Below are 26,622 nucleotides of genomic sequence, written 5' to 3'. Positions count from 1 at the left end.
ATGCCCTCGCGGGCATCCGGCCTTTTTTGCGTGAGGCCGCGGCGTTGCCGCGCTACGCGGGGTCGAGCGCCAGCAGGCGGCTCTTCACGATGGTGCCGAACTGCGCGTCGCGGATGATGTCCAGGTGGCCGGTGCGCGCCACGACCTCGGTCGAGAGCACGCGCGCACGCTCCGGCCAGCGGCGCAGCACACCGGGCGCCTGCAACGAGCGTTCGGCATAGAACACCTGCACCGGGAGGTCGGTCTTCGCCTCTGCATAGCGCGCGGACTGCACGCGGCTGTCGAGCGTGGCCCACAGCAGGTACTCGTAGGCCTCGTCGCCGGCGCCGTCGAGCGGCGACACCCAGGCCGGGGCCAGCAGTTGCTCGGCCACCCAGGTCCGCTCGGCATCGGTCATGCGGGCGAATAGCGCTTTCCATTGCACCGCCATGTCCGACTTTGCGAGCCAGGTGGCCAGCACCTCGTCGGCCCTCAGCCGCTCTGCCAGCGTCAAGTTGCCCGCCGGAACCATCGGCTCCGACTCGAACACATCGACCGCGCCGAAGAACACGATCTCGATGCGCCCCTGCAGCTGCCGCGCCACTTCGAAGGCCAAGTCACCGCCCAGCGACCAGCCCAGCAGTGCGCAGTGACCCCCGATGGCGGTTGCAACGATGAAGTCCGCATATTCGGCCGCGAGCTCGCGAATGGCAAAGCCGCGCCAGCGTTTGCGTGTGTAGACGTGGCTCACGAAGGCATACACCGGCCGGTCGCCCTGCACAGCGCGCGCCAGCGGTTGGAACTCGCGCGAGTTGACAATCAGGCCGGGCAGGCAGAACAGCGGCACGCCCGTGCCGCCTTCATGCAGGCACACCGCATCGTTCGCACTCTCGGCCCGTTGGCTCACCCGCGCGGCCAGTTCCCGGAGGCTGCCGGCCTGCATCACATCGGCCAGGCTCAGGTGACTGCCGCCGGGAAGTTGCTTGCGGATGCGCGCGATCAGCTTGAGGCTCAGCAGCGAATCGCCGCCCAGCTCGAAGAAGTTGTCGCCGCGCCCCACGCGCGCCACGCCCAACACCTCGCGCCAGATCGCGGCCAGCGCCGCTTCGGCATCGCCTTGCGGCGCTTCGTACGCGAGCTCGCTGCCCAGCCCTTCCGGCTCGGGCAGCGCCTTGCGGTCCACCTTGCCGTTGGCGTTCAGCGGCAAGGCCTTGAGCGTGACGATCAGGCGCGGCACCATGTAGTCGGGCAGCACCTGGCCGAGGCGCTCGCGCAGCACTGCGCTGTCGATGGCCTGGTCCGCATGCATCGCGATGTAGGCCACGAGCGATGTGCTGCTCGGGCCTTCCTTCGCCACGACCACCGCCTCGCGCACTTCGGGCTGCGCGAGCAGTCGCGCCTCGATCTCGCCCAGCTCGATGCGCAGGCCGCGGATCTTCACCTGATGGTCGATGCGGCCCAGGTACTCGATCTGCCCCTCGGCATTCCAGCGCACGAGGTCGCCGGTGCGGTAGAGCCTTCCGCCCTTGCCGTCGAACGGATCTGCCACGAACCGTTCGGCGCTCAGGCCCGGCCGGTTCAGGTAGCCCCGCGCGAGGCTTACGCCCCCGAGGTAGAGCTCGCCCGCCACGCCGCGCGGCACGAGGTTGAGTTCGGCATCGAGCACGTACGCCTGCGTGTCGGTGATCGGCTGGCCGATGGGCACCAGGCTCTGGCCATCGTCGCGACAGGTCCAGCGCGTGACGTGGATGGTGGTCTCGGTCGGTCCGTAGAGGTTCTGCAGCGTGGCGCCACTGAGGCGTTGCAGCGTCTCCTTCTGCGTCTCGGCCGGCATCGCCTCGCCGCCGCAGATGATGTGCCTGAGGCGCGTGCTGGCCTCGATGCCTTCGTGCGCAAGAAAGGCCTGCAGCATCGAGGGCACGAAGTTGAGCGTGGTGACCTGGTGGCGTTGGATCAGTTCGACCAGCCGGGCCGGATCGCGGTGGTCGCCGGGGTTGGCGACCACCAGCCGCGCGCCCGATGTCATCGGCCAGAACAGCTCCCACACCGACACGTCGAAACCGAACGGCGCCTTGTGCAGCACCGTGTCGTCGCGCGTGAGCCCGTAGGTCCGCTGCATCCAGGCCATGCAGCTGTGCAATGCATCGTGCCGGATGGCCGCGCCCTTGGGCTTGCCGGTGGAACCCGAGGTGTAGATCACGTAGGCGAGGTTCTCGCCGTGCAGCGCGACCTGCGGATCGGCATCCGACTCGCCGCCGAAGTCGATGCTGTCGATCTCCAGCGTGGTCAGGCTGCTGCGGTCGTCAAGGCAGTCGCGCGTGGCGCGGTGCGCCAGCAGCAACTCGATGCCGCTGTCCTGCACCATGTAGGCGAGGCGCTCGGCCGGATATTCAGGGTCCAGCGGCAGGTAGGCGCCGCCGGCTTTCAGGATGCCGAGCAGGCCCACCACGAGTTCGACCGAGCGCTGCATGGCGATGCCCACGCGCATGTCGGGCTTGACGCCGAGCGCGATCAGGCGATGCGCCAAGCGGTTGGCGCGGCGGTTGAGTTCGTCGAAGCTCAAGGCCTCGTCGCCGAAGAGCAGCGCGGTGGCCTGCGGCTGCGCGCGGGCCTGTTTCTCGATCGTCCGGTGCACGGGCTCGTGCTGTGGCTCGCGCTGTGCGTTCACGCTCCATGCCGTGAGCTGCGCTTTTTCGGGCGCGTCCATCAGGTCGACGTCGCCCACCGCGTGCGCGTCGTCGCCGGCCAGCGCACCGAGCATCGCGACGTAGTGCGCGGTCATGCGTTCGACGGTGCCCTGCTCGAACAGCTCCGAGGCATAGATGAAGCTCGCGTGCAGCCGCCCGTCCGCGTCCTCGCTGGTGCTCAGCACCAGTTCGAACTGCGCCACTGGTGCCGCCAGCGCATAGTCTTCCAGTTCGAGGTCGGGCAGCCGCTTCAGTGTGCGGGAGTCGGTCCGGTCGTGGCTGAACATCACCTGGAACAGCGGGCTCACGCTCAGGCTGCGCTCGGGCTGCAGCGCCTCCACCAGCTGTTCGAACGGAAGGTCCTGGTGCGCCTGCGCGCCCATCGCGGCCGCCTTCGCCTGCGCCAGCACCTTCGCGAGGCTCATGCGGCTTTCGACCGCGCTGCGCATGACCTGCGTGTTGACGAAGAGCCCGATCACGCCTTCCGTCTCCGCGCGGTGGCGGTTCGCCACCGACACGCCGACACGGATGTCGGGCTGACCGGTGTAGCGGTGCAGCAGGGCCTGGAACGCGGCCAGCAGCACCGCGAAGAGCGTTGCGCCCTGGGCGCGTGCGCGCTTGTGCAGGGCCTGCACCAGCTCGGGCGCAAGGTCGACGCCGTGCCGGGCCGCGGTGTAGTGCCCGCTCGGTCGCCGGCTGTGGTCAGTGGCGAGCTGCAACACCGGGTTGCCGGTGCCCAGGCGCTCGGTCCAGTAGGCGAGCTGCCTGTCCTTCTCGCCCGCTTCCAGCCAGTTGCGCTGCCATGCCGCGTAGTCCACGTAGCGGATCGGCAGCGGTGGCAGGTCCACGCCATCGCCGCGCACCCGCGCGCGGTACTGCGCCACGAACTCGCCCACCAGCAGATGCAGGGAGCCGCCGTCGGACACGATGTGGTGCATCACCAGCACCAGCACATGCACCTGCGGCGCGAGCCGGATGACGCCCACCCGCATCAGCGGGCCGGTCGTGAGGTCGAAGGGCGTGGCGCTCAGGCGGCGGGCTTCTTGGTGCACACGCGCTTCCACGTCGCCCTGCGCAGCGGCCAGATCGATCACCGGAATCTCGAGATCGACGCGGTCTTGCACGATCTGTTCGCACAGCCCTTGCGCGTCCGGCTGGAACACCGTGCGCAGCGATGCATGGCGTTCGACCAGCGCCGCAAAACTTTGCTTCAGCGCATCGATGTCCAACGCCCCGTGCAGCTTCAGCGCGCCGGAGATGTGGTACGCCGTGCTCTTCGGATCGAGCTGCCACAGGAACCACTGGCGCAACTGCGCATAGGACAGTTCGGCCCGGCTCCCAGCCGGCACGGCCACGATGGGGAGCTTGGCGAAATCCACGCCCTGCTTTTGCAGGATGGCCAGAAAGGCCTTCTGCTTTTCCCGGGGCAGACGCGCGAAACGGTCCGCGATGCTGTGCTTGTCGATCTCCATCAATCCTCCAGAAGGTCGAGCAGCGCGGCCATCCGGGCCAGGTCCTCGGACCCTCCCGCCGCCGCGGCGCCGACCTCTTCCTGCACGACGCCGGCCATCGCGGCCAGCGTCGGGTTTTCGAAATAGCGCTTGAGCGGCAGCTGGATCGCGAGCTGCTTCTGCACCTTGGTCTGCACGGCCAGCAGGCTCAGCGAGTGGCCGCCCAGCTCGAAGAAGTTGTCGTTGCGTCCGACGCGCTCCACCTCGAGCACCTCGGCCCAGATGGTGGCGAGCGCGCTCTCCACCTCGCCCACGGGCGGCGCATACGCACTGCCGCTCGCCAGCTCCGGATCGGGCAGCGCCTTGCGGTCGACCTTGCCGTTCGAATTCAGCGGCACGGCATCGAGCACCATGAGGGCAGCCGGCACCATGTAGTCCGGCAGCTTCTGCAGCAGCCGCTCGCGCAGCACCACGGCGTCCGCCGTCTGCCCCGCGCGTGCGGACACGTAGGCCACGAGCCGCGTGCCGCCTGCGCCCTCCTTCGCCAGCACGACCGCTTCGCGCACTTCGGGCTGCGCCAGCAGTTGCGCCTCGATCTCGCCGAGCTCGATGCGGAAGCCGCGAATCTTCACCTGGTGGTCGATGCGCCCGAGGTAGTCGAGCTGGCCGTCGCCGCGCCAGCGCACCAGGTCACCGGTGCGGTACAGCCGTCCACCCGCGGGGCCGAAGGGTGCGGCCACGAAACGCTCCGCGCTCAGGCCGGCCCGGTTCAGGTAGCCGCGCGCCAGGCCCGCGCCCGAGACATGGAGCTCGCCCGCCACGCCGACCGGCAGCGGGTTGAGGTCGCCGTCCAGCACCCACATGCCGAGGTCCGGAATGCACGCGCCCACCGGGCTGCTCTGTTCGTCGAGGTCGGCGCGCACGATCGGCCGGTAGGTCACGTGCACGGTGGTCTCGGTGATGCCGTACATGTTGACCAGCTGCGGCTGCCGGTCGCCGAAGCGTTCGATCCACGGACGCAGGCTCTCGGGCTCGAGGGCTTCGCCGCCGAAGATCACGCAGCGCAGCGGCAGGCGATCGCCCGTCGCCAGCGCCGCGCTGTGGATCAGCTGCCGGAAAGCCGAAGGCGTCTGGTTCAGCACGGTGACCTGCTGCGCGCGCAGCAGCGCCACGAAATCGTCGGGCGAGCGGCTGACCCAGAACGGCACGACCACCAGCTTGCTGCCGGTGCACAGCGCGCCGAAGATTTCCCACACCGAGAAGTCGAAGGCGTAGGAGTGGAAGTTCGTCCACACGTCCTGCGGACCGAAGCCGAACCAGGGCTGCGTCGAGTCCAGCAGCCGCGTCACGTTGCGGTGGGTCAGCTGCGTTCCCTTGGGACGGCCCGTGGAACCCGAGGTGTAGATCACGTAGACCAGCTGATCGGCATGCACCGCCACCTCGGGCGCGTCCGTGGGCTCCTCGGCCAGGTCGGCCGTGTCGAGCGCCAGCACATGCACGTCGTCCTGCAGCGGGAGCTTCGGCGCCACGTGGCTTTGCGTGAGCAGCAGGCGGATGCCGCTGTCCGCGATCATGTAGGCCAGGCGATCGGCGGGGTACTCGGGGTCGAGCGGCACGTAGGCGCCGCCGGCTTTCAGGATGGCGAGCAGGCCCACCACCATCTCGATGGAGCGTTCCACCGCAATGCCCACCTTGACCTCCGGCGCCACGCCGAGGCCGATGAGCCGGTGTGCGAGCCGGTTGGCGCGCAGGTCGAGTTCGGCGTAGCTCAAGCTTTCATCGCCGAAGACCACCGCCGTTGCATCCGCATGCAATGCGGCCTGCCGTTCGAACCAGCGATGCACGGGTTGCCCGGTGTCGGCGGCGTGCATGTTCTTCGCAGCTTCGGGTTGCGACGAATCGCCCTCGTCCTGCAGCCCGATGTCGCCCACCCGCGCGCCCGGTGACTGCGCGAGCGCTTCGAGCAGCATCTCCATGCGGCGCGCCAGCGTCTGCACGAGCGCCTCGCCGAACTGGCTGCGCGCATGGCTGTAGCTCAGCACCAGCGTCTCGCCCTGGTTCACCGAGACGGTCATCGGGTAGTTGGTCTCCTCGCGGTTCCAGACCTCGCCGAAGCGCAGCCTGTCGGGCGCGCCCTGCTTCAGCGCCTGGTCCAGCGGATAGTTCTCGAACACCACGATGCTGTCGAACAGGTCCTGCCCACCCTGCCCCGCCCAGCGCTGGATTTCGTAAAGCGGCGTGTGCTCGTACTCCTGCGCACCGAGGTTCTGCGCCTGCAGCGCGCGCAGCCAGTCGCCCACGCGCTGAGCCGGCTGCAGCGTGGCGATCACCGGCAGCGTGTTGATGAACAGGCCCAGCATCTGCTGCGCACCGGGCAGCTCCACCGGCCGGCCCGCCACGGTGGCGCCGAAGCTCACCGTGCGCTGCCCCGTGTGGCGCGCCAGCAGCAGGGCCCAGGCGGCCTGCACCAGTGTGTTGAGCGTCACGCGTTCGCGCTTCGCCGCTTCCATCAGCGCGCGCGTGCGCGGCGCTTCGATCTCGCAGCGGTGGATGCCGTAGCCCGGCTGCGCATCGCGCGGCTTGGGCAGGGTGTTGGCCAGCCAGGTGGGGCCTTCGGTGCGGCCCAGCTGCTCGCGCCAGTAGCGCTCGTCGGCCGCGCCGTCGCGCTGCTGCAGCCACGCGATGTAGTCCGCGTAGCGCCCGCCCTGGAACGGGACGGCTTCGCCGGCGTAGTGCCGCAGCATCTCGCCCATCAGCTGCGAGGTGCTCCAGCCGTCCAGCAGCAGGTGGTGCATGGTCCAGATGAAGTGATGCTTGCCGTCGTGCGCATGCACGAGCACGAGCCGCATCAGCGGGGGCTGCGCGAGGTCGAAGCCCTGTGCGAGCTGCGCCTCTGCCAAGTCGTCGAGCGCGCGAGCGATGTCACTGTTGCCGCGCCAGTCGTGCTCCACCATCGGCAACTCGATCTGCCGGGCCACCCATTGCAGGGCAGGCTCGTCCACGAGGAAGCCGGTGCGCAGCACCTCGTGCCGCTCCAGCATCGCACGCCATGCGGCCTTGAAGCGCGCAACGTCGAGTCCGTCGATGTCGACACGCAGCTGATTCAGGTAGGCGCTGCCGCCGGGCGCATAGAGGCTGTGGAACAGCATGCCCGCCTGCATCGGCGAGAGCGGGTACAGGTCCACCAGGTTCGCCACCGCAACCGGCAGGGCATCGAGCTGCTGCGGGCCGATGCGGGCCAGCGGAAAGTCCGATGGTGTCACGCCCTGCGCACCGCTCGTGCAATGCGCCACCAACGCTTCGAGCTCCTGCTGGAAGCGCTGCACCCAGCCGGCCACGGCGCTGCGGTCGTGGCGCGCGTGGCTGTAGCTCACGCGCAGCGTCAGCACGCCTTCGTAGACCTGGCCGTTGACCGCGAACTCGTGCGTCAGCGGCGCGCCCGGATCGACCGGCGCACCGCTCGGTTCTTGCGCGAGCACCCATTGCGCGCGCTCGTCGGAGCCGGCGTCGAACTGGCCGAGGTAGTTGAAGACCACCTGTGCCTGGGGCAACGCGCGCAGCGCCTGCTGTTGCGCGGCGTTGCCCAGGTGCTTGAGCACACCGTGCCCCAGCCCCTTGTCGGGGATGCGGCGCAGGCTTTCCTTCACGCGCTTGATCGCTTCGCCCGGTTCGCCCAGCGGATCGAGCGCGACCGGGAACAGGGTCGTGAACCAGCCGACGGTGCGCGACAGGTCGATGTGCTCGAACAGGTCTTCGCGGCCATGGCCCTCGAGGTCGACCAGCACCGTGGCGTGGCCGGCCCATGCGCACAGCGCGCGGCCCAGCGCGGTCAACAGCATGTCGTTGGCCTGCGTGCGATAGGCCGCGGGCGCGTCCTTCAGCAACGCCTGCGTCGTCGCCTTGTCCAGCCGGAGCTCGACCGTTTGTTGATCGGCGACGGTGTTCGATCCCTCCGGGCGGGCGCACGGCAGGCTCGCGGGAACGTCCGCCAGGGCCTGCCAATGACCGATCCCTTCGGCATGGTCTTGGGCGTAGCCCTGCAGTGCAGTGGTCCAGTCCTTGTAGATGCTGCTCTTGGCGGGCAGCACGATGGCATGCCCCGCGAGGCTCTTGCGGTAGGCGTCCTGCAGGTCTTCCAGCAGGATGCGCCACGACACGCCATCGACCACCATGTGGTGGATGGCCACCAGCAGCCGCGATTCGCCACCCGGCAACTCGACCGCGAGCGCACGCACCAGCGGTCCGCGCGCGAGATCAAGGCTGCGCTGCGCTTCGTCGCAGAGCGCTTCGAGCTGCGCCGCATCGCGGGCCTGGCGCACCCACAGCAGTTCGTCGAGCTCGCTCTGCGGCATCGCGGTATAGCGCTGGTGCCACGCGCCTCCGGCATCCTGGCTGTAGCGCAGGCCGAGGCTGTCGTGGTGCTGCACCACCGCTCGCAATGCCTGCTTGAAGCCCTGCAGCTGCAACGGCTCGGGGCACTTCAGCAGCACCGCCTGGTTCCAGTGGTTGCGCACCGGCATCTGCATCTCGAAGAACGCATGCTGGAACGGCAGCAGCGGTGCTTCACCCTGCGCATCGCCAGCGGCCGGGCGCTTGGCATCGCCCACGGGCTCGGCCGTGCCCGCAAGCTGGGCCACGGTCTGGCGTTCGAAGATCTGCTTGGGGCTCACCTTCCAGCCCGCGAGGCGCAGCCGCGCCACGATCTGCAGGCTCAGGATGGAGTCGCCGCCAAGCTCGAAGAAGTTGTCGTTTCGGCCCACGCGCTCCAATCCGAGCACGCCGGTCCACACTTTGGCGATGGCCTGTTCGGCCTCACCCTGCGGCGCTTCGTAGGCCTTCTCGTCCTGCGCAAGTGCGGGCTCCGGCAGGGCCTGGCGGTCGACCTTGCCGCTGGGGCTCAACGGCAGCGCATCGACCACGACGATGGCCGAAGGCACCATGTAGTCGGGCAGCGCGCGAGAAAGTCGCTCCTTCAACACCGCCACGTCGACGGACCGTTCCGCCTTCAGCGACACATAGGCCGCGAGCCGCGCACCGCCCGGCCCGTGGCGCGAGATCACCACGGATTCGCGCAGCTCGGGCTGGGCCAGCAGCTGCGCCTCGATCTCGCCGAGCTCGATGCGAAAGCCACGGACCTTCACCTGGTGGTCGATGCGCCCCAGGTATTCGAGCTGGCCGTCGTCGCGCCAGCGCACCCAGTCGCCGGTCCGGTAGATCCGTCCGCCGGCATCGTCGAAAGGGTCGGCCACGAAGCGTTCGGCCGTGAGCGCGGCGCGATGCAGGTAGCCGCGCGCAAGGCCCTCGCCGCCGAGGTACAGCTCGCCCGCGACATTGCGCGGCACGAGGTTGAGGTCGGCATCGAGCACGCGCGCGCTGCGGTCGCCCACGGGGCGGCCGATGGGCGCGTAGCCCTCTTCGAAGCGCGCCGCGCCATCGACCTTCCACAGCATCGGCGTCACCACCGCTTCGGTGGGGCCGTAGCCGTTGATCAGCAGTTCGGGCTTCAGGTGCCGGCGCACCGCGTCGAAGCCCTCGCGCGACATCGCCTCGCCGCCGAAGGAATACAGCTGCACCGGCGGGCAACGGCCGGTGTCGCGCGCCCAGTCGGCCAGCTGGCGCAGGTAGGCCGGCGGAAAGCCGGCATTGGTCACGCCATGGCGCTGCATCGCGTCCAGCGTCTGTTCGGCGGTCCACAGCGACGTATCGCGCAGCAACAGCGACGCGCCGCAGCACAGCGCGGTGAAGAGACGCTCGTGCGCGCCATCGAAAGAGAAAGAGAGGAAGTGCAGTTCGCAGGACTGCGGCCCCATCTCGTACAGCACGGCCGTCTCGACGCAATGCGCGGCAAAAGGCCCGTGCGACACCATCACGCCCTTGGGCATGCCCGTCGAGCCCGAGGTGTAGATGATGTAGGCCAGGTTGCCGGCATGCACTGCGATTTCAGGCGAGCGGTCCGGCTCGGCGCCCAGGTCGAGCGTGTCGATCTGCAGCACGCGCACGTGTTCGCCGCAGGGAATGCGTGCCTTCACATGGCTTTGCGTCACGAGCAGGTCGATGCCGCTGTCCGCGACCATGTAGGCCAGGCGGTCCGCGGGGTACTCCGGGTCCAGCGGCACGTAAGCGCCGCCAGCCTTCAGGATGCCAAGCAGGCCGACCACCACGTCGAAGGAGCGCTCCACCGCGATGCCGACGCGTGTGTCCGGCTTCACGCCAAGCGCGATCAGTCGGTGCGCCAGGCGGTTGGCGCGGCGGTCGAGCTCGCCATAGCTCAGCACCTCGTCGCCGAACAGCAGGGCTGTGGCCCCGGGGCGCTCGCGCGCCTGCCGCTCCATCAGGCGATGCACGGGCTCGCTGCCCTGCCCGGCCGGTGCGTTGACACCCCACTGCGCGAGCAGATCCTTCTCGCCGGCCGCGAGCATGTCGATATCGCCCACCGCCTGCGCCGGGCTGTCGGCCAGCGCACCCAGCACCGACAGGTAGTGCCCCGCCATCCGCGCGATGGTCTGCGCATCGAACAGCTCCTGCGCATAGTGGAAGCTGGCCTGCACATGGCCCTGCGCATCTTCGATGGTGCTCAGCGTGAGCTCGAATTGCGCGGACTGCCCGCCCAGTTCGTGGTCCTGCATCGTCAGGCCCGGCAGGTTCTCCAACGCGCGATGGTCGCGCCGCTGGTGGTTGAACATCACCTGGAACAACGGCGCCGTGCCCAGGCTGCGCTCGGGCTGCAGGGCCTCCACCAGCTGCTCGAACGGCAGGTCCTGGTGCGACTGCGCGCCCAGCGCCGCATCGCGCGTGGCTTCCAGGGCCTGCAGCAGGCTCGTGCGGCTGGTCAACACATTGCGCAGGACCTGCGTGTTGACGAAGAAGCCGATGACCTTTTCAGCCTCCACGCGATGACGGTTGGCCACCGGCACGCCGACGCGGATGTCCTGTTGCGCGGTGTGGCGGTGCAGCAGCACCTGCAGCCCCGTCAGCAGCACCATGAACAGCGTGGTGCCCTGGGCCTGTGCGCGCCGATGCAGCGCATCGACCACCTTCTGCGGAAGAACGATGTCATGGCGGGCGGCGCGGTATCGGCCGTCCGTGCGCCGCGCGCGGTCCGTCGGCAACTGCAGCACCGGATGCTCGGTGCCCAGATGCGCTTTCCAGTAGTCGAGCTGGCGCTCCTTCTCGCCGGCCTCCAGCCAGTGCCGCTGCCAGACGGCGTAGTCGGCGTACTGGATCGGCAAGGGCGCAACCCGCGACGGCTGCCCGTTGGCCCGTGCACGGTAGTGCGCCACGAACTCGTCCACGAGGATCTGCAGCGACCAGCCGTCGGACACGATGTGATGCATCACGACGACGAGCAGGTGCGTCTGTGGGTCCAGGCGGATCAGCGCGACCCGCAGCAGCGGATCGGCCGTCAGGTCGAAGGGTTTCTCGGCGATGCGCCGGGCTTCTTCCTGCGCACGCGCATCGCGTTCGCCGTCCGCGAGCATGCCGAGGTCGATGAGCGGAATCTCCAGCCCCGCGCGCTGCTGCACCACCTGCTCGACCAGGCCTTCGGCATTCGCGCGGAACACCGTGCGCAGCGATTCGTGGCGTTCGACCAATGCGTCGAAACTCGCCTGCAGCGCGTCCCTGTTCAAGAGGCCCTGAAGCCGGAGCGCGCCGGTGATGTGATAGGCCGAGCTGCCCGGCTCCAGTTGCCAGAGGAACCACTGGCGCATCTGGGCATACGAAGGCGCGCAGGCAACACGCGCCGCCTCGTCGCGCGCAAGGATCGGAAACTGCCCGATGGTCAGCCCCTCGGCACGGATCTTCTGGTACACCGCGCGGCGCTGCGCCGGGTTCAGCCTGGAGAAACGCTTGCCGATCTGGTCATGGGTGGCCGCGATGTCCATCAAGCGATCTCCAGGCTGTCCATGAAGGCGTCGATGTCGGAGAGAGACTGGGCCACGGGTTTCCTTTCGCCGGCACCTGCAATGAGTCCGGCCATGTCCATCAGGACAGGCTGTCGAAAAATGTCGGCGACCGTCAGGTCCGCATGCATCGCGCCCTGCACCCGGGCGACCACCTGCACGGACATGAGCGAATGCCCGCCGAGCTCGAAGAAGTTGTCGTGGCGGCCCACGCGCGGCACGCCGAGCACCTCGGCCCAGACGGCCGCCAGCGCTTCTTCGGTGCCGCCCTGCGGCGCCTCGTAGGCCTGGGCGCTTGCGCGCTCGGGTTCTGGCAGTGCCTTGCGGTCGACCTTGCCGTTGGGGTTCAGCGGCAGGGTCTCCAGCACCATGACGAGGCCGGGCACCATGTAGTCGGGCAGCGCCCGGCCCAGGTGTTCGCGCAAGCGCGCGGTGTCGATGGCTTGCCCGGCCTGCGCCGAGACATAGGCCACAAGCCGCGCGCCGCCTGCGCCCTGGCTCGCAACGACGACGGCCTCGCGCACTTCGGGCTGCGCGAGCAGTTGCGCTTCGATCTCGCCCAGCTCGATGCGAAAGCCGCGGATCTTCACCTGGTGGTCGATACGGCCCAGGTAGTCGAGCTGCCCGTCGCTGTTCCAACGCACCAGGTCGCCGGTGCGGTAGAGCCTGCCACCGCCTTCGCTGTCGAACGGATCGGCCACGAAGCGCTCGGCGGTCAAGGCCGCGCGCTGCACATAGCCGCGCGCGAGCCCCGCGCCGCCCAGGTACAGCTCGCCCGCAGCGCCCGGTGGCATCAGGTTCAGCTCGGCATCAAGCACATAGGTCTGCGTGTCGTCGATCGGCTGCCCGATCGCCACCTGGCTGCGCCCGTCGTCGCGGCAGGTCCAGTGGGTCACGTCGATGGCGGCTTCGGTGGGGCCATAGAGGTTGCAGAGCGCGGCCTGCGGCAGTCGCCTGAACACTTCGTTCTGCGCTTCGGCGGGCAGTGCCTCGCCGCTGCAGACGATGCGCCGCAGACTGGTGCAGGCTTCGACACCCGGGTGCGCGAGAAAGGCCTGGAGCATCGAGGGCACGAAGTGCAGCGTGCTCACTTCATGCGTGCGGATCAGCTGGGCGAGACGCGCCGGCTCGCGGTGGTCGCCGGGGTCGGCCACGGCCAGCCGGGCGCCGAACATGAGCGGCCAGAAGAATTCCCATACCGACACGTCGAAGCTGAACGGCGTTTTCTGCAGCACGGTGTCCGACTCGCCGAGCTGGTAGGCCTGCTGCATCCAGACCAGCCGGTTGTAGAGCGCGCCGTGGCGGTTGGCCGCGCCCTTGGGCTTGCCGGTCGATCCCGAGGTGTAGATCACATAGGCGAGGTTCTCGCTGTGGAGCGACACGGCCGGGTTGCCTTGCGGGTGGCCGCCGAGGTCCAGCGTGTCGAGCGCCAGCATCGGCGTGGCGGCCTGCAGCGGCAGGCGTTCTTTCAGGCGGCTCTGCGTCAGCACCAGCGCGAGCGCGCTGTCTTCCACCATGTGGGCGATGCGGTCCACCGGGTATTCCGGATCGAGCGGCACGTAGGCGCCGCCCGCCTTCAGGATCGCGAGCAGGCCGACCACGAGCTCGGTGCTGCGCTCCAATGCCACGCCGACCTTCGCCTCGGGGCGCACACCCTCTGCGATCAGGCGGTGCGCCAATTGATTGGCACGACGATTGAGTTCGCCATAGCTCAGGACTTCATCGCCGAAGATCAGCGCGACGGCATCCGGGCGTTCGGCCGCCTGTTGCTCGATCAGGCGATGCACGCATTGCGCCTCACCGCGGCGATGGGTGTTGACGCCCCACTGCGCGAGCTGCTTTTGCTCCGCGTCGCCCAGCAGCGCCAGTTCGCCCAGCTTCGACGCCGGCAGGCGCACGAGCGCTTCCAGCACGCGCTGGTAGTGGCCCGCCATGCGCTCGATGGTCTGCGGCTCGAACAGCTCGGCCGCATAGCGGAAGTTGGCCCGGATGCCGCCGTCTTCGCGTTCGATGGTTTCCAGCGTCAGCTCGAAGGGCGCCGCACGTTCCTCGAGGTCGATGCGCCGCACCTGCAGACCGGGCCAGCCGCGCAGCGGCCTGTCCCCCTGCCCGAGGTGGTTGAACATCACCTGGAACAGCGGCGCGGCGGTGTGCCCGTGCTCCGCGCGCAGCGCCTGCACCAGGCGTTCGAACGGCAGGTCCTGATGCGCCTGGGCTTCGAGCGAGGTGTCTCGGACCTGCGCGAGCAGTTCGGCCAGGCTCGTCTGCGCATGCAGGCGCGCATCGAGCACGAGCGTGTTGATGAAGATGCCGATGACGCCCGAAGTCTCCGGTCGGCTGCGGCCCGCGACGGGCACGCCGACGCGGATCTCGTTCTGGCCGGTGTAGCGGAACAGCAGGGCATGGAAGGCCGTGAGCAGCGCCATGAACAAGGTGCCGCCCTGCGCGCGCGACAGCTGCTTCAGTTCCTGCGCGAGGCCGACGGGCAGGTCGAGCGAATGCTGCGCCGCGCTGTAATGGGCCTCGGCGGAACGTGGCCGGTCGGTGGTCAGCGCGAGCACCGGCTGGCTGGCACCGAGGCGCTTGCGCCAGTAGGCCAGCTGCCGTTCGCCTTCGCCCTTGCCTTCGCTGTTCTCCAACCACCTGCGCTGCCATTGGCTGAAGTCGACGTAACCGATCTCCGGCTCAGGCCGCGTGTCAGGCATACCCTGCGTCCGCAAGGCATAGGCCTCAGCGAGGTCGTCGAGCATGAGCTGGACCGACCACGCATCGGAAATGATGTGATGCATCATGAGCAGCAGCTGGTGCTCGCCATCCGACATCTTCAGCAAGGCGCAGCGCAGCAAGGGGCCGGTCGTCAGGTCGAAGGCGGTGCGGCAGACCTGCGCCACCGCCGCGTCGTAGCGTGATTCGCGCGCAGCGGCATCGAGCACGCTGAGGTCGACGAAGGGAATGTCGATGCGCACTTCCGCCAGGACGCGCTGCTCGGGCAGGCCTTCGGGGCCGGGGCCGAACACGGTACGCAATGCTTCGTGGCGCCTGGCGATCGCCTGCATCGCATCCTGTAGCGCCGCCACATCGAGCGCCCCCGAAAAACCCAGCCCGCCACCGACGTGATAAGCCGTGTTCGCTGGGTTGAGCTGCCACAGGAACCACTGGCCCTGCTGCGCGAAGGACACGGGCACGGGGCCGTCGATGGGGCCGCGCACGATGGCCTCGCGCGCGGGTGCCGCGTTGCCGCCCTGCTTCAGGCGGCGCTGCAGCAGGCTCAACTGCTCGGGCGACAGCCTCGCGCGCCGTTCGGAAAGAAGAGGTGTCTCGCTCATGATGAAAAACTTGCAGTGATGCGATCCGCTGCCGGATGCAGGTCGTCGGGGGTCGGGGCCTCGCGTTCGATCTCCTCGATCAGCCGCAGCTCGACCAGCGCGGCCAGCTCGGCCACGGTCGGCGCCTTGAAGAAATCGGCCGGCTGCAGCTCCACGCCATAGGCTTTGCGCACGCGGGACAGCAGGCGGATCGCGAGCAGCGAGTCGCCGCCCAGTTCGAACAGGTTGTCGTGCACGCCCACGGGCGCAATGCCGAGCGCTTCGGTCCACAGCGCGGCCAGCCCTTCTTCCAGTTCGCCTTCGGGTGCGGCATACGGCGTGGGCAGCACGGGGCGCGGGTGGCTGGTGCGCGCTTCGGCCGCCGGCGCGGCGTCCAAGGCGTCGAGCAGGTTGGCCAGCGGGCGCAGCCGCGGCGCCAGCGGCGAAACGGACACCACCGTCTGCGGCAGGTCGGGGCCGTTGACGATGCGCTCGAAGGCGAGCACGCCGGTGCGCTCGTCGAGGCCGACGCCCTCGGGAAGGTCCATGTCGGCCGCGGCGCCGACATCGCGCCAGGCGTCCCAGTTCACCGAAAACACCGGCAGTGCGGAACTGCGGCGATGCGCCATCGCCAGCGCATCGAGGTAGGCGTTGGCAGCGGCATAGTCGCTGCGACCCAGGCCGCCGAGGAGCGTGGCGATGGAGGAGCAGAAGAGCACGAAATCCAGCGGCTCGCCGCGCAGCGCATCGAGCAATGCACGCGTGCCCGCCACCTTCGGTGCGAAGGCGGCTTCCACTTGCGACCGGGTGCGTTGGATGATCATGCCGAGCCCCGGGTCCATCACGGCGTGGACCACGCCGTTGACCGCGCCGAAGCGCGCATGCGCCGCCGCCAGGGCGTCGCGCAGCTGGGCGGGGTCGGTGACATCCGCGGTCACGGTCAGCACTTGCGCGCCGGCGGTTTCGAGTTCGATCAGCTGCCGCAGCTTGCGGCGCAGTGCGGCGGGCTGGTCGGTCGCCGCGGCGATGCGCTCCCAATCACCGCGCGCGGGCAGCGGTGTGCGGCCGAGCAGCACCAGGCGGGCCTTCCATGCGCGGCTCAGGTGCCGCGCCAGCGCCAGGCCCACACCGCCCATGCCGCCGGTGATGAGGTACACGCCGCCCTCGCGAAGCCGCGGCGTGGCGGGTTGTGCCGGCAGCGGTTCGTAGTTCTTGGTCCAGCGATGCGGTCCGCGATAGGCGACGACAAAGTCGTCGTGTGCGGACGCCGCTTCATCGGCGACGCGGCGCGCCAGGTCGCTTTCGGCCGAGCTTTCCGGCGCGGGCAGCACCACGTCGACAACGCGACAAGCGATCAACGGATATTCCTGGCCCAGCACCTTGGCGATGCCGAGCAGCGTCGCCTTCTCGGGCGCCAGTGCCTCGGTGCCGGCGACATCCTCGATGCGGTCGGTGACGATGGTCAGCGCCAGCGGGGCGCGGCCCGATCCGCCCACGGCGTCCAGCGCATGGGCCAGTGCAAGCAGGCTGAAGCAGCCGGCTTCGAAGACCTCCGCATGCGATGGCGCGGGCCGGTCGCCGTCCAGGCTCCACAGGTGATGGAGGCTGTGCACCGGTCCCGCTTCGGCTTCCACCGCGCGCAGCAGGGCTTCGTGGTCGGCGCGTTCGCCCGATCGCACCGTGTACTGCCCCGGCGCGGTGCGCGCAAAGCGCGTGCCTCGCAAGGCCAGCACCACCTGTTCGCCGCGCTCGCGCAGCGTGCGGGCCAGCCGGTCGGTGAAGCTGTTGGCATCGCCCAGGATCAGCGTGCAGCCTCTGCGGTCGGCCTGCTGCGCAGCAGGCGGCAACGGTGTGCTTCGCTGCCAGCTCGGCGCATAGAAAAGACCGGGGGCGGCACTCGGCGATGAAGGCCGTGCGGCATCCCCGGCCTCGACCCAGTAGCGCTGGCGCTGGAAGGCATAGGTCGGCAGCGGCACGCGGCGGCGCTCACCATTTTCGTGGAGCGCAGACCAGTCGATGCTGACGCCAGCGGTCCACAGGCCTGCAACCGCGTTGGCCAGCTGCTGGCTGTTGCGCGCGGTCTGCTGTGCGTGGGCCTGACTGGCCCAGAGGCCCGCGGCCGCGCCGCTGCCCGGATGCTGGCGCGCGAGCCCCGTCAGCGTCTCGCCGGGACCGACTTCGAGCACCACGCGGCCGGGCTTGTCGAAGATGTGGCGCAGGCCATCGGCGAAACGCACGGTGTTGCGCAGGTGCCGGCCCCAGTACGCGGGGCTGGTCGCCTCCTGCGCGGTGATCGGCAGGCCGGTGAGGTTGGAGATGAAAGGGATGCGCGGCGCGTGGCGCGGCACCGAGGCAATCAGTTGCTCGAGCGCGGTCACGGCCGGATCGACCAGGCGCGAATGGAAGGCCACGGCGACATGCAGGCGGCGCGGCAGATGCTGGCGCGCGCGCAGTTCATGCTCGGCACGCGCGATGGCTTCGGGGGTTCCGGCCAGCACGCAGAGCTGTTCGCCGTTCACAGCGGCGAGGTCGCAGCCCGCCGCGAGGAACGGCGCGAGTTCGGACTCGGGCAGCGGCACGGCGAGCATGGCGCCGGCCGAAAGCACCTGCACGAGGCGCGCACGCTGCGCGACGATGCGCAGCGCATCTTCCAGCGAGAACACGCCCGCCACGCAGGCGGCGACGTATTCGCCGAGGCTGTGGCCCATCATCAGCGCGGGCTTCACGCCGCAGTGCAGCCACCACTGCGCCATGGCGTACTCGACGGCAAAGAGCGCCGGCTGCGCGACCTCGATGTGGAACAGGCGCTCGTTCGCCAGCGCTTCGTCGCCGGCGGCGGGGAACAGCAGCGGGTGCAGGTCGATGCCGCTCTGCGCGCGCAGCAAGGCGATGCAGCGATCGAGCGCCTCGCGGAACACGGCGCGCTCACGATAGAGCGCCGCACCCATGAAGGCATGCTGGCTGCCGCTGCCCGGAAACAGAAAGACCACCTCGGGCGCGGAGGCCGGCGCCTGGCGGGATGCGGCGGCCGGGGACGACAGCATCTGCGCAGCCATCTCCGCGTCGTTCGCCACCATCGCGCTGCGCCATGCGAAGGCGCGGCGTCCGGTTTGCAGCGTGTGCGCCACGTCTTGCAGCGCCTGCGCGGGCTGTGCCTGCAGATGCGCCGCAAGTTGCGTCCGGCCTTGGGCCAAGGCAGTCTCTCTCTTGGCCGACACGGGCAACACCTGCCAGGCCGGTGCCGTCGCCGCATTCGCAGCGACCGGTGCTTCTTCGAGCACGACGTGCACATTGGTGCCGCCGATGCCGAACGAACTCACGCCGGCACGGCGCGGCACCCGCCCCTCGACCCAGGGCCGCGCCTCGGTGTTCACATAGAACGGGCTGGCCGCGAAATCGATCTGCGGATTGGGTTGCTCGAAATGCAGGCTCGGCGGCAGCACGCGGTGCTTGAGCGCCATCGTCGCCTTGATGAGCCCCACCACGCCGGCGGCGGCATCGAGATGGCCGATGTTGGTCTTCACCGAACCCACGGCGCAGTAGCCGCGCCGCTCGGTGTCGGCGCGAAAGGCCTGGGTGAGCGCGGCGATCTCGATCGGGTCGCCGAGCGTGGTGCCGGTGCCATGCGCCTCCACATAGCCAATGGTGTCCGCCGCCACGCCCGCGATGAGCTGCGCCGCGCGGATGACCTCGGCCTGCCCGTCCACGCTGGGCGCGGTGAAGCCGACCTTGGCGGCGCCGTCGTTGTTGGCAGCCGAGCCCTTGATCACCGCGTGGATGGTGTCGCCGTCGCGCAGCGCATCGTCGAGGCGCTTGAGCACGACCACGCCGGCGCCGCTGCCGATCAGCGTGCCCGCGGCCTTGGCATCGAAGGCGCGGCAGTGGCCGTCGGGCGACAGGATGGCGCCCGCCTGGTAGCGATAGCCGCCCTCCTGCAGCAGGTTGAGCCACACGCCGCCCGCGAGGGCCATGTCGCAGTCGTGGCCCAGCAGGGCCTGGCATGCGGTGTGCACGGCCACCAGCGATGTCGAGCAGGCAGTCTGCACGGTGACCGCGGGGCCGCGCAGGTCGAGCTTGTAGGCGACGCGCGTGCACAGCGAGCCGCTGGAGTTGCCGTTCATCAGCCCCAGCAGATCGGCAATGCCACTCTCCGCGCCGAGGCCGAAGGACGGCAGCAGGTTGCGGATCAGGTACAGGTTGATGCCCTCGCCCGCGTAGACGCCGACCTTGCCCGGCCAGCGCGCAACGTCGCAGCCCGCGTGTTCGAGCGAGGCCCACGCGCATTCCAGGAAGACGCGCTGCTGCGGATCGAGGGTCTCGGCTTCGCGCGGCGTGTAGCCGAAGAAGCCCGCGTCGAACTGGTCGAAGCCGTCGAAGCGCACGCCGGCCTTCACGTACTCGGGATCGTCCAGCAGGCTCTGCGGCACGCCGCGCGCGCGCAGTTCGTCGTCGGTGAAGCGCGAGACCGACTCCACGCCGCCCTGCACATTGCGCCAGAAGGCGTCCACATCGTCGGCGCCGGGAAAGCGGCCGGCCATGCCGACGATGGCGATCTCGATGCCCGTCGGTTCGGAGAGGTCGTGGGGGGTGGACATCAGTTGACTCTCTCCGCTGACTTGCGGCGTTGAAGCATGGCGGCGCGCTGACGCAGCGCCCTGTCGTCGCTGGCCGCGGCCGCGGCGGCAGACGACGCGGCACCGGCCGGCGCCTGCTCGATCCACTGGGCCAGCGATTCGATGGTGGGGTACTTGAAGAGATTGACCACGGGGATCGCGGCCTGCAGCCGGTCTTCCAGCAGGCGGTGCGCGCGGATCAGCAGCAGCGAGTGGCCGCCGAGGTCGAAGAAGTTGTCGTGCAAACCAACCTGCGCGATCTGCAGCACCTCGGACCAGACGGCCGCCACGGTCTGCGCGACATGGCCCTGCGGTGCTTCGTAGGCCAACTCGCTGGCGAAGGCCGGCTCCGGCAGCGCCTTGCGGTCGACCTTGCCGTTGGCGTTGAGCGGCAGGCTGTCGAGCACGGCGAAGGCGCGCGGGACCATGTAGTCGGGCAGCACCTGTGCAAGGCGCTCCTTGAGCACCGCAGTGTCGATGGCCTGCTCCGCATGCGCCGCGAGGTAGGCCACGAGGCGTGCGCCGGCCGGGCCTTCCTTCGCCACCACGACGGCCTCGCGCACCGCGGGCTGCGCGAGCAGCTGCGCCTCGATCTCGCCGAGCTCGATGCGGAAGCCGCGGATCTTCACCTGGTGGTCGATGCGGCCCAGATACTCCAGCTGTCCTTCGCCATTCCACCGCACGAGGTCGCCCGTGCGGTAGAGCCTTCCGCCGCCTTCGCTGTCGAACGGATCGGCCACGAAGCGCTCCGCGCTCAGGCCCGCCCGCTTCAGGTAGCCGCGGGCCAGGCTGATGCCGCCCAGGTACAGCTCGCCCGCGACACCCTGGGGCACGAGGTTCAGGTCGGCATCGAGCACGTGGGTGCTGGTGTGGCTGATCGGCTTGCCGATGGGCACCTGGCTCTGGCCGTCGTTGCGGCAGGCCCAGTGCGTGACGTGGATGGTGGTCTCGGTTGGGCCGTAGAGGTTCTGCAGCCCCGCGCCGTGCAGGCGCTCGAGCGTCTCCTTCTGCGTCTCGGCCGGCATCGCCTCGCCGCCGCAGATGATGTGGCGCAGGCGCGTGCTGGCCTCGATGCCTTCGTGCGCAAGAAAGGCCTGCAGCATCGAGGGCACGAAGTTAAGCGTGGTGACCTGGTGGCGCTGGATCAGCTCGACCAGCCGGGCCGGATCGCGGTGATCGCCGGGGTTGGCGACCACCAGCCGCGCGCCCGATGTCATCGGCCAGAACAGCTCCCACACCGAGACGTCGAAGCCGAACGGCGCCTTGTGCAGCACGGTGTCGGCACGCGTCAGCTGGTAGATGCCCTGCATCCACACCATGCAGCTGTGCAGCGCGCTGTGGCGGATGGCCGCGCCCTTGGGCTTGCCGGTGGAGCCCGAGGTGTAGATCACATAGGCGAGGTTCTCGATGTGCAGGCCGACCTGCGGATCGCTGTCGGGTTCACCGCCGAGGTCCGCTGCATCGACTTCCAGCACGGTCAGCGCGCGGCGGTCGGGCACGCAATCGACGAGGCTGCGCTGCGTGAGCAGCAGCCCGATGCCGCTGTCCTGCACCATGTAGGCGAGGCGCTCGGCCGGGTATTCCGGGTCCAGCGGCACATAGGCGCCGCCGGCCTTGAGCACACCGAGGATCGCCACCACCATCTCGACGGAGCGCTCCATCGCGATGCCCACCAGCACCTCGGGCCTGACGCCCAACGCGATCAACCGGTGCGCCAGGCGGTTGGCCCGGCGGTTCAGTTCCGAGAAGCTCAGCGTCTCGTCGGCAAAGAGCAGCGCGGTGGCGTCGGGCTGCGCACGCGCCTGCCGCTCGATCATGCGGTGCACCGGCTCGGGCTGCGGCTCGCGGTGCGTGTTCACGCCCCATTGCGCCAACCGTGCCTGCTCCGGCGCGCCGAGCAGGTCGATGTCGCCGACCGGCTGCTCGGGACGATCGGCCAGCGCCTGCAGGATCGCGACGTAGTGGCCCGCCATGCGCGCGATGGTGCCGGGCTCGAACAGCTCGGCCGCATAGATCACGGACAGCGACAGATGGCCATCGGGCCGTTCGCGCGCCTCGAGCGTGAGTTCGAACTGCGCCGCGAGATCGGGCAGCGCATGGTCGCTCGCCGCGATGCCGGGCAATTGCGCGAATGCGCGGTAGTCCTCGAATAGGTGGTTGAACATCACCTGGAACAACAGGGTGTGGCTCAGGCTGCGCTCGGGCTGCAGCATCTGCACCAGTTGCTCGAAGGGCAGGTCCTGGTGCGCCTGCGCGCCCAGCACGGCGTCCCGGGCCTGCGCGAGCACGCGCGAGGCGCTCAGGCGGCCGTGGACCGAATTGCGCAGCACCAGGGTGTTGACGAACATGCCGACCACGCCCTCGACCTCCACGCGGTTGCGGTTGGCGATCGGCGCACCGATGCGGATGTCTTCCTGCCCCGTGTAGCGATGCAGCAGCGACTGGAAGCCCGCGAGCAGCACGATGAAGAGCGTTGCGCCGTGGGTGTCCGCCACGCCGCGCAGCTTGCCGAGCAGGCCGGCCGGCAGCTCGAAGGCATGGCGCGCGGCGCTGTAGCCGGCCTGCGCCTTGCGCGGATGGTCGGTGCGCAGGTCGAGCACCGCGTGCGTGTCGCCGAGCTGCGCGCGCCACCAGGCCAGCTGACGCTCGCCTTCGCCGGCGGCAAGCCATTCGCGCTGCCAGAGTGCGTAGTCGGCGTACTCGATGCGCGACGCGGGCAGGCGCCTGGGCTTTCCGCTCAGGTGCGCGGCGTAGCCCGCGGCCAGCTCGTCGATCAGCAGCTGCATCGAGGCGCCGTCGGAAATGATGTGGTGCATCACCACGGCGAGCACATGGGTCTCGTCGGCGGTGCGGATCAGCGCAGCGCGCACCAACGGGCCCTGCGTCAGGTCGAAGGGCTCGGCCTTGAGGCGTCGGGTTTCTTCCGTCAGCTGCTCGTCGCGTTTGGCAGCGTCTGCACTGCGCAAGTCGATCAGTGCCAGCGGCAGCGTGCCGGCGGGCTTGATCCACTGCTCCGCATTGCCGTCGGCGGCAGCGCTGAACACCGTGCGCAGCGATTCGTGGCGCATGACGAGGTCATCGAGCGCCGCGCGCAAGGCATCGGTGTTCAACGCCCCGGTGAGGCGAAGCGCGCCGCTCACATGGTAGGCCGCGCTCCGGGGATCGATCTGCCAGAGGAACCACTGGCGCTCCTGCGCGTGCGAGAGCGGCATCGGCAGCAGCCGGCGCTCGGCCGACAGCACCGGGATCGGTGCGGGCTGCGGGCGCGGACCTTGTGCCTGCAGCTGCCGGATGGCCGCTGCGCAGGCATGCAGGCGCGGCTGCTCGAACAGCATGCGCGTCGGAAAGTCGATCTGCCAATGCGCCGAGATGCGCGCGGCCGCCTGCGTCGCCGTGAGGGAGCTGCCCCCACGGTTGAAGAAGTGCGCGTCGCGTCCGAGCGGACGGTCGTCGCCCTGCTTCCAGACCTCGCGCCAGATCGCGGCGATGGCCTGCTCGACCTCATCCAGCGGTGCCTCCGGCGCCGCTTCGCTCGAGCCGCCTCGCACGAAAGCGCCGTACTGGTAGATCGCATACGCATCGGCGCTGCCGTCGATCCAGCCCGCGCGGCAGGCGCTGCGCTGCAGCTTGCCGCTCGTGGTCTTCGGCAGGCCGCCGGGGTTGAGCAGGAGCACGACCGACAGCGGCTCGCCGAACACCTCGCTGACGGCAGCGCCGAGCGCTTCGACCAGCACCTGCGGCGGCACCAGCTTCTGCATGCTGCGCGACACCTCGGCGGCAACGCCGATGCCCTCGCCGTCCGCCCCCTGCACGGCGAAGACCGCGACACGGCTCTTGCGCACCGCGTCGACCTCGGCCTCGATGAGCCGCTCGATGTCCTGCGGATAGATGTTGTGGCCGCGGACGATGATCAGGTCCTTGATCCGGCCGGTGACGTAGAGCTGGCCTTCGTGCATGAAGCCGAGGTCGCCGGTTCGCAGCCAGCGCTGGCCGTCGCGCAGGGCGAAGGTTTCGCGGGTCTCGCGTTCCTTGCCCCAGTAGCCGAGGCAGATGCTCGGGCCGCTGGTCCAGATCTCGCCGATCTTTCCGGGGGCCGCGGCCGTCAGCGACCCGGCGTCGACGATCTCGACGCGATGGCCTGGAGCCGCAAAGCCGCAGCCGACCAGCATCGAGCCCTCGTCGGCCGCCGCCCCTTCGCCTCGGGCCAGGGCATCGGTGGAGAAGGTGCGCGCCACCATGCCGCTGCCGGTCACGCCACCGGTGACGAACAGCGTACCCTCGGCCAAGCCGTAGCAGGGATAGGCCGCGCGCGGGTCGAAGCCGGCGGAAGCAAAGCGTGCGATGAATTCGGCTTCCGTGTCGGCGCGCACCGGCTCCGCACCCGTGTAGGCCACGCGCCAGCTCGACAGGTCGAGCTGTGCCAGCCGCGCATCGTTCACGCGTTCGAGGCAGAGGCGAAAGGAGAAGTCGGGCCCCCCGCTATGAGTCGCGCGATGGCGCGAGATCAGCTCGAGCCAGCGCACCGGGCGTTCGAGAAAATAACCTGGCGAGGTGAGCACCAGCGGAATGCCGTTGTAGAGCGGCAGCAGCAGTCCGCCGATCAGGCCCATGTCGTGATAGAGCGGCGCCCAGCAGACGAACTTGTCTTCTGGGCCCACGCCCATGCCGTGCGTCATCGCTGCTTCGTTGGCCATCAGGTTGCCGTGCGTCACCATGACGCCCTTCGGCGCGGAGGTCGAGCCCGAGGTGTACTGCAGGAACGCGATGTCGCCGTCGGCGGGATCGAAGGGCGCCCATGCATCGGCAAGCTCGGTATCCACCGCATCGACGGCGACGATCTCCGCGTCTCCAAACTGGCCGGAGTTCGCATTCAGCGCGCTCGAAATGGCGATGGAGGTCAGCACGCAGCGCGCCTCTGAATCGGCGGCAATGCCGGTGAGCCGCGCCAGATGCTGCGGCCGCATGGACTCGGGCGGGAACACCGGCACCGCGATCACGCCGCTGTAGAAGCAGGCCAGCATGCAGACCGCATAGTGGTCGCCGTTGTCGAGCATGACCAGAGCCCGCTCGCCCTTGGCGAACTGCTGCTGCAGCCGGGCCGCAAGGGCGCGCACGCGCCGCTCAAAGACGCCGTAGCTGATCGGGTCTTCCTGGTACTCGCCATTCACCATGCCGGCCACGGTGAGCCAAATGTCGTCAGGCCGCGTGCGTGCCAGCGCGCGCAGGTGGGCAACAAAATTCTTCGGCTGCGGGTTTGCCTTTTGCGGCATCTCGGTCATGTCGTTTCTTCCTTTGCGCGCCAAGCGAGCGCGGCTGCATAGCCGATCGGCGCCCTGAGCGCCGCGGCTTGAAAATTCGTCCATTCGGGAACGGCGCATTCGAGGGCGAACTGTCCGTTCGCGCCGGGGCGGATGCCGATCGTCTTGAGGTGTTTGGCCACGCCGACGCCGATGGCTTTGAGCACCGCTTCCTTGCCCACCCAGCGGGTGTAGAGCGCATGCAGCCGATCGGCGGCATTGCGCACTTCGCCGCATTCGCGGGTAGTGAATGCCAGCGAGGAGATGGCCTCGACGTCGACATTGGCCTTGCACGCTTCGATGTCGATGCCGATCTCGGTCACAGTCCGTGCATCGCCCAGCGCGATGAGTGCATGCGACCCGGAGTGCGAGACGTTGAACTGCGGCGCATTGCCGCCTGCACGCTCGATGAACGGCTTGCCATGCAAGCTCGCTGCAAGCGGCACCTCAACGGGCTCGCAGCCCACGCGCCCTGCAAGCAGATTGCGAAGCGCACTACGTGTTGAGGTGAAGCGCACGCGGTCGGCCGTTCTAGCGAACCTGTCGGCCTTTGCACGCTCGTCGGACGTCAGCACCCGCCGCGCCGCCGTTGCTTCGATGGTCAGGTCGAAGTCGAGGCGATACACCTCGATGCCCGCGGGCAGCGGGTCAGGCCAGGGCGTGAGATGCATGGCGATCCCGTGCGTCGACCTTGCCGAGGCGCTGCGAGAGCGCCGCCAGAAATTCCGTTTCCTGCTGGCGGATGAAGAAGTGCCCGCCGCCAAACCAGTCGAGCGAAAAGGCACCCCGCGCCTCGGCCGACCACGCGTAGATGCGCTCGGCTTCGATGTCGTCGTCGCGTCCCGCGAAGACGTGCACCGGCATCGGCAGGAGTGCCTCGCCGGCGTATCGAAAGCCTTCGCAAACGCGGTAGTCGGCGCCGAGCACGTCGAGCGTGATGCGCATCAACTCGGCGCTGGCAAACACTTCTTCCGGCGTTCCACCCTGCTTGCGCAAGTCGGCGATCAGTGAGGCGTCATCGGTCTTGTCCGCGAAGCGATCAGGATCACGCCGAGACGGCGCGGCGCTGCCCGAAGCAAGTAGCGCAACAGGCAATGCGCGCCCCATCGACCGCAATCGGCAGGCCATGCCGTAGGCGAGCAATGCGCCCATGCTGTGGCCGAAGATCGCGAACTCGCCGCGCATGGCTTCGGCCTGCTCCACGCAGAGTTGCGCAACGAGGCTGTCGAAATCCTCCACCGGGCTTTCGGCCAGCCGGCTCCCGCGGCCCGGCAGCTCCACGGGCACGACGCGGATCCAGCGCGGCAGCAGGCGGCACCAGCGCAGGTACATCGTGGCGCTGGCGCCCGCGCACGGCAGGCACAGCAGCGAGACGCTCGTCTCCACGCG

Annotated in this window: 7 protein-coding genes; all 7 read right to left on the bottom strand. The window is 69.2% G+C overall.

What is annotated here, in order from left to right:
* Positions 1 to 52: 52 nt before the first annotated feature.
* From BLR24_RS08890 to BLR24_RS08860, 7 genes are read right to left on the bottom strand one after another with little or no spacing between them, the layout of a single operon-like run.
* On the bottom strand, positions 53 to 4,138 hold the full coding sequence (locus BLR24_RS08890) for a non-ribosomal peptide synthetase (RefSeq protein ID WP_175543228.1): 4,086 nt from the start codon (positions 4,136 to 4,138) through the stop codon (positions 53 to 55).
* Positions 4,138 to 12,000, bottom strand: coding sequence for a non-ribosomal peptide synthetase (locus tag BLR24_RS08885; RefSeq protein ID WP_093015781.1), 7,863 nt, complete (start codon positions 11,998 to 12,000; stop codon positions 4,138 to 4,140). The genes BLR24_RS08890 and BLR24_RS08885 overlap by 1 nt, the downstream gene beginning before the upstream one ends.
* Positions 12,000 to 15,344 carry a non-ribosomal peptide synthetase gene (locus BLR24_RS08880; protein ID WP_093015778.1) on the bottom strand — a complete coding sequence of 1,115 codons (3,345 nt, stop codon included), beginning with the start codon at positions 15,342 to 15,344 and terminating at the stop codon, positions 12,000 to 12,002. Before BLR24_RS08880 ends, BLR24_RS08885 begins: the two co-directional genes overlap by 1 nt.
* On the bottom strand, positions 15,341 to 19,918 hold the full coding sequence (locus BLR24_RS08875; protein WP_093015775.1) for a type I polyketide synthase: 4,578 nt from the start codon (positions 19,916 to 19,918) through the stop codon (positions 15,341 to 15,343). The genes BLR24_RS08880 and BLR24_RS08875 overlap by 4 nt, the downstream gene beginning before the upstream one ends.
* A complete protein-coding gene (locus BLR24_RS08870; protein WP_093015772.1) occupies positions 19,918 to 25,215 on the bottom strand; it encodes a non-ribosomal peptide synthetase in 5,298 nt (1,765 codons plus the stop codon). Before BLR24_RS08870 ends, BLR24_RS08875 begins: the two co-directional genes overlap by 1 nt.
* Positions 25,212 to 25,904 carry a 4'-phosphopantetheinyl transferase family protein gene (locus BLR24_RS08865; RefSeq protein WP_093015769.1) on the bottom strand — a complete coding sequence of 231 codons (693 nt, stop codon included), beginning with the start codon at positions 25,902 to 25,904 and terminating at the stop codon, positions 25,212 to 25,214. Before BLR24_RS08865 ends, BLR24_RS08870 begins: the two co-directional genes overlap by 4 nt.
* A complete protein-coding gene (locus BLR24_RS08860) occupies positions 25,882 to 26,619 on the bottom strand; it encodes a thioesterase II family protein (RefSeq protein WP_093016315.1) in 738 nt (245 codons plus the stop codon). Before BLR24_RS08860 ends, BLR24_RS08865 begins: the two co-directional genes overlap by 23 nt.
* Between the last annotated feature and the right edge of the window lie 3 nt (positions 26,620 to 26,622).

The sequence above is a fragment of the Variovorax sp. OV700 genome, from assembly GCF_900099805.1.
In the GTDB taxonomy this organism is placed as follows: domain Bacteria; phylum Pseudomonadota; class Gammaproteobacteria; order Burkholderiales; family Burkholderiaceae_C; genus Variovorax.
This window is presented reverse-complemented; position numbering and strand designations above follow the sequence as displayed.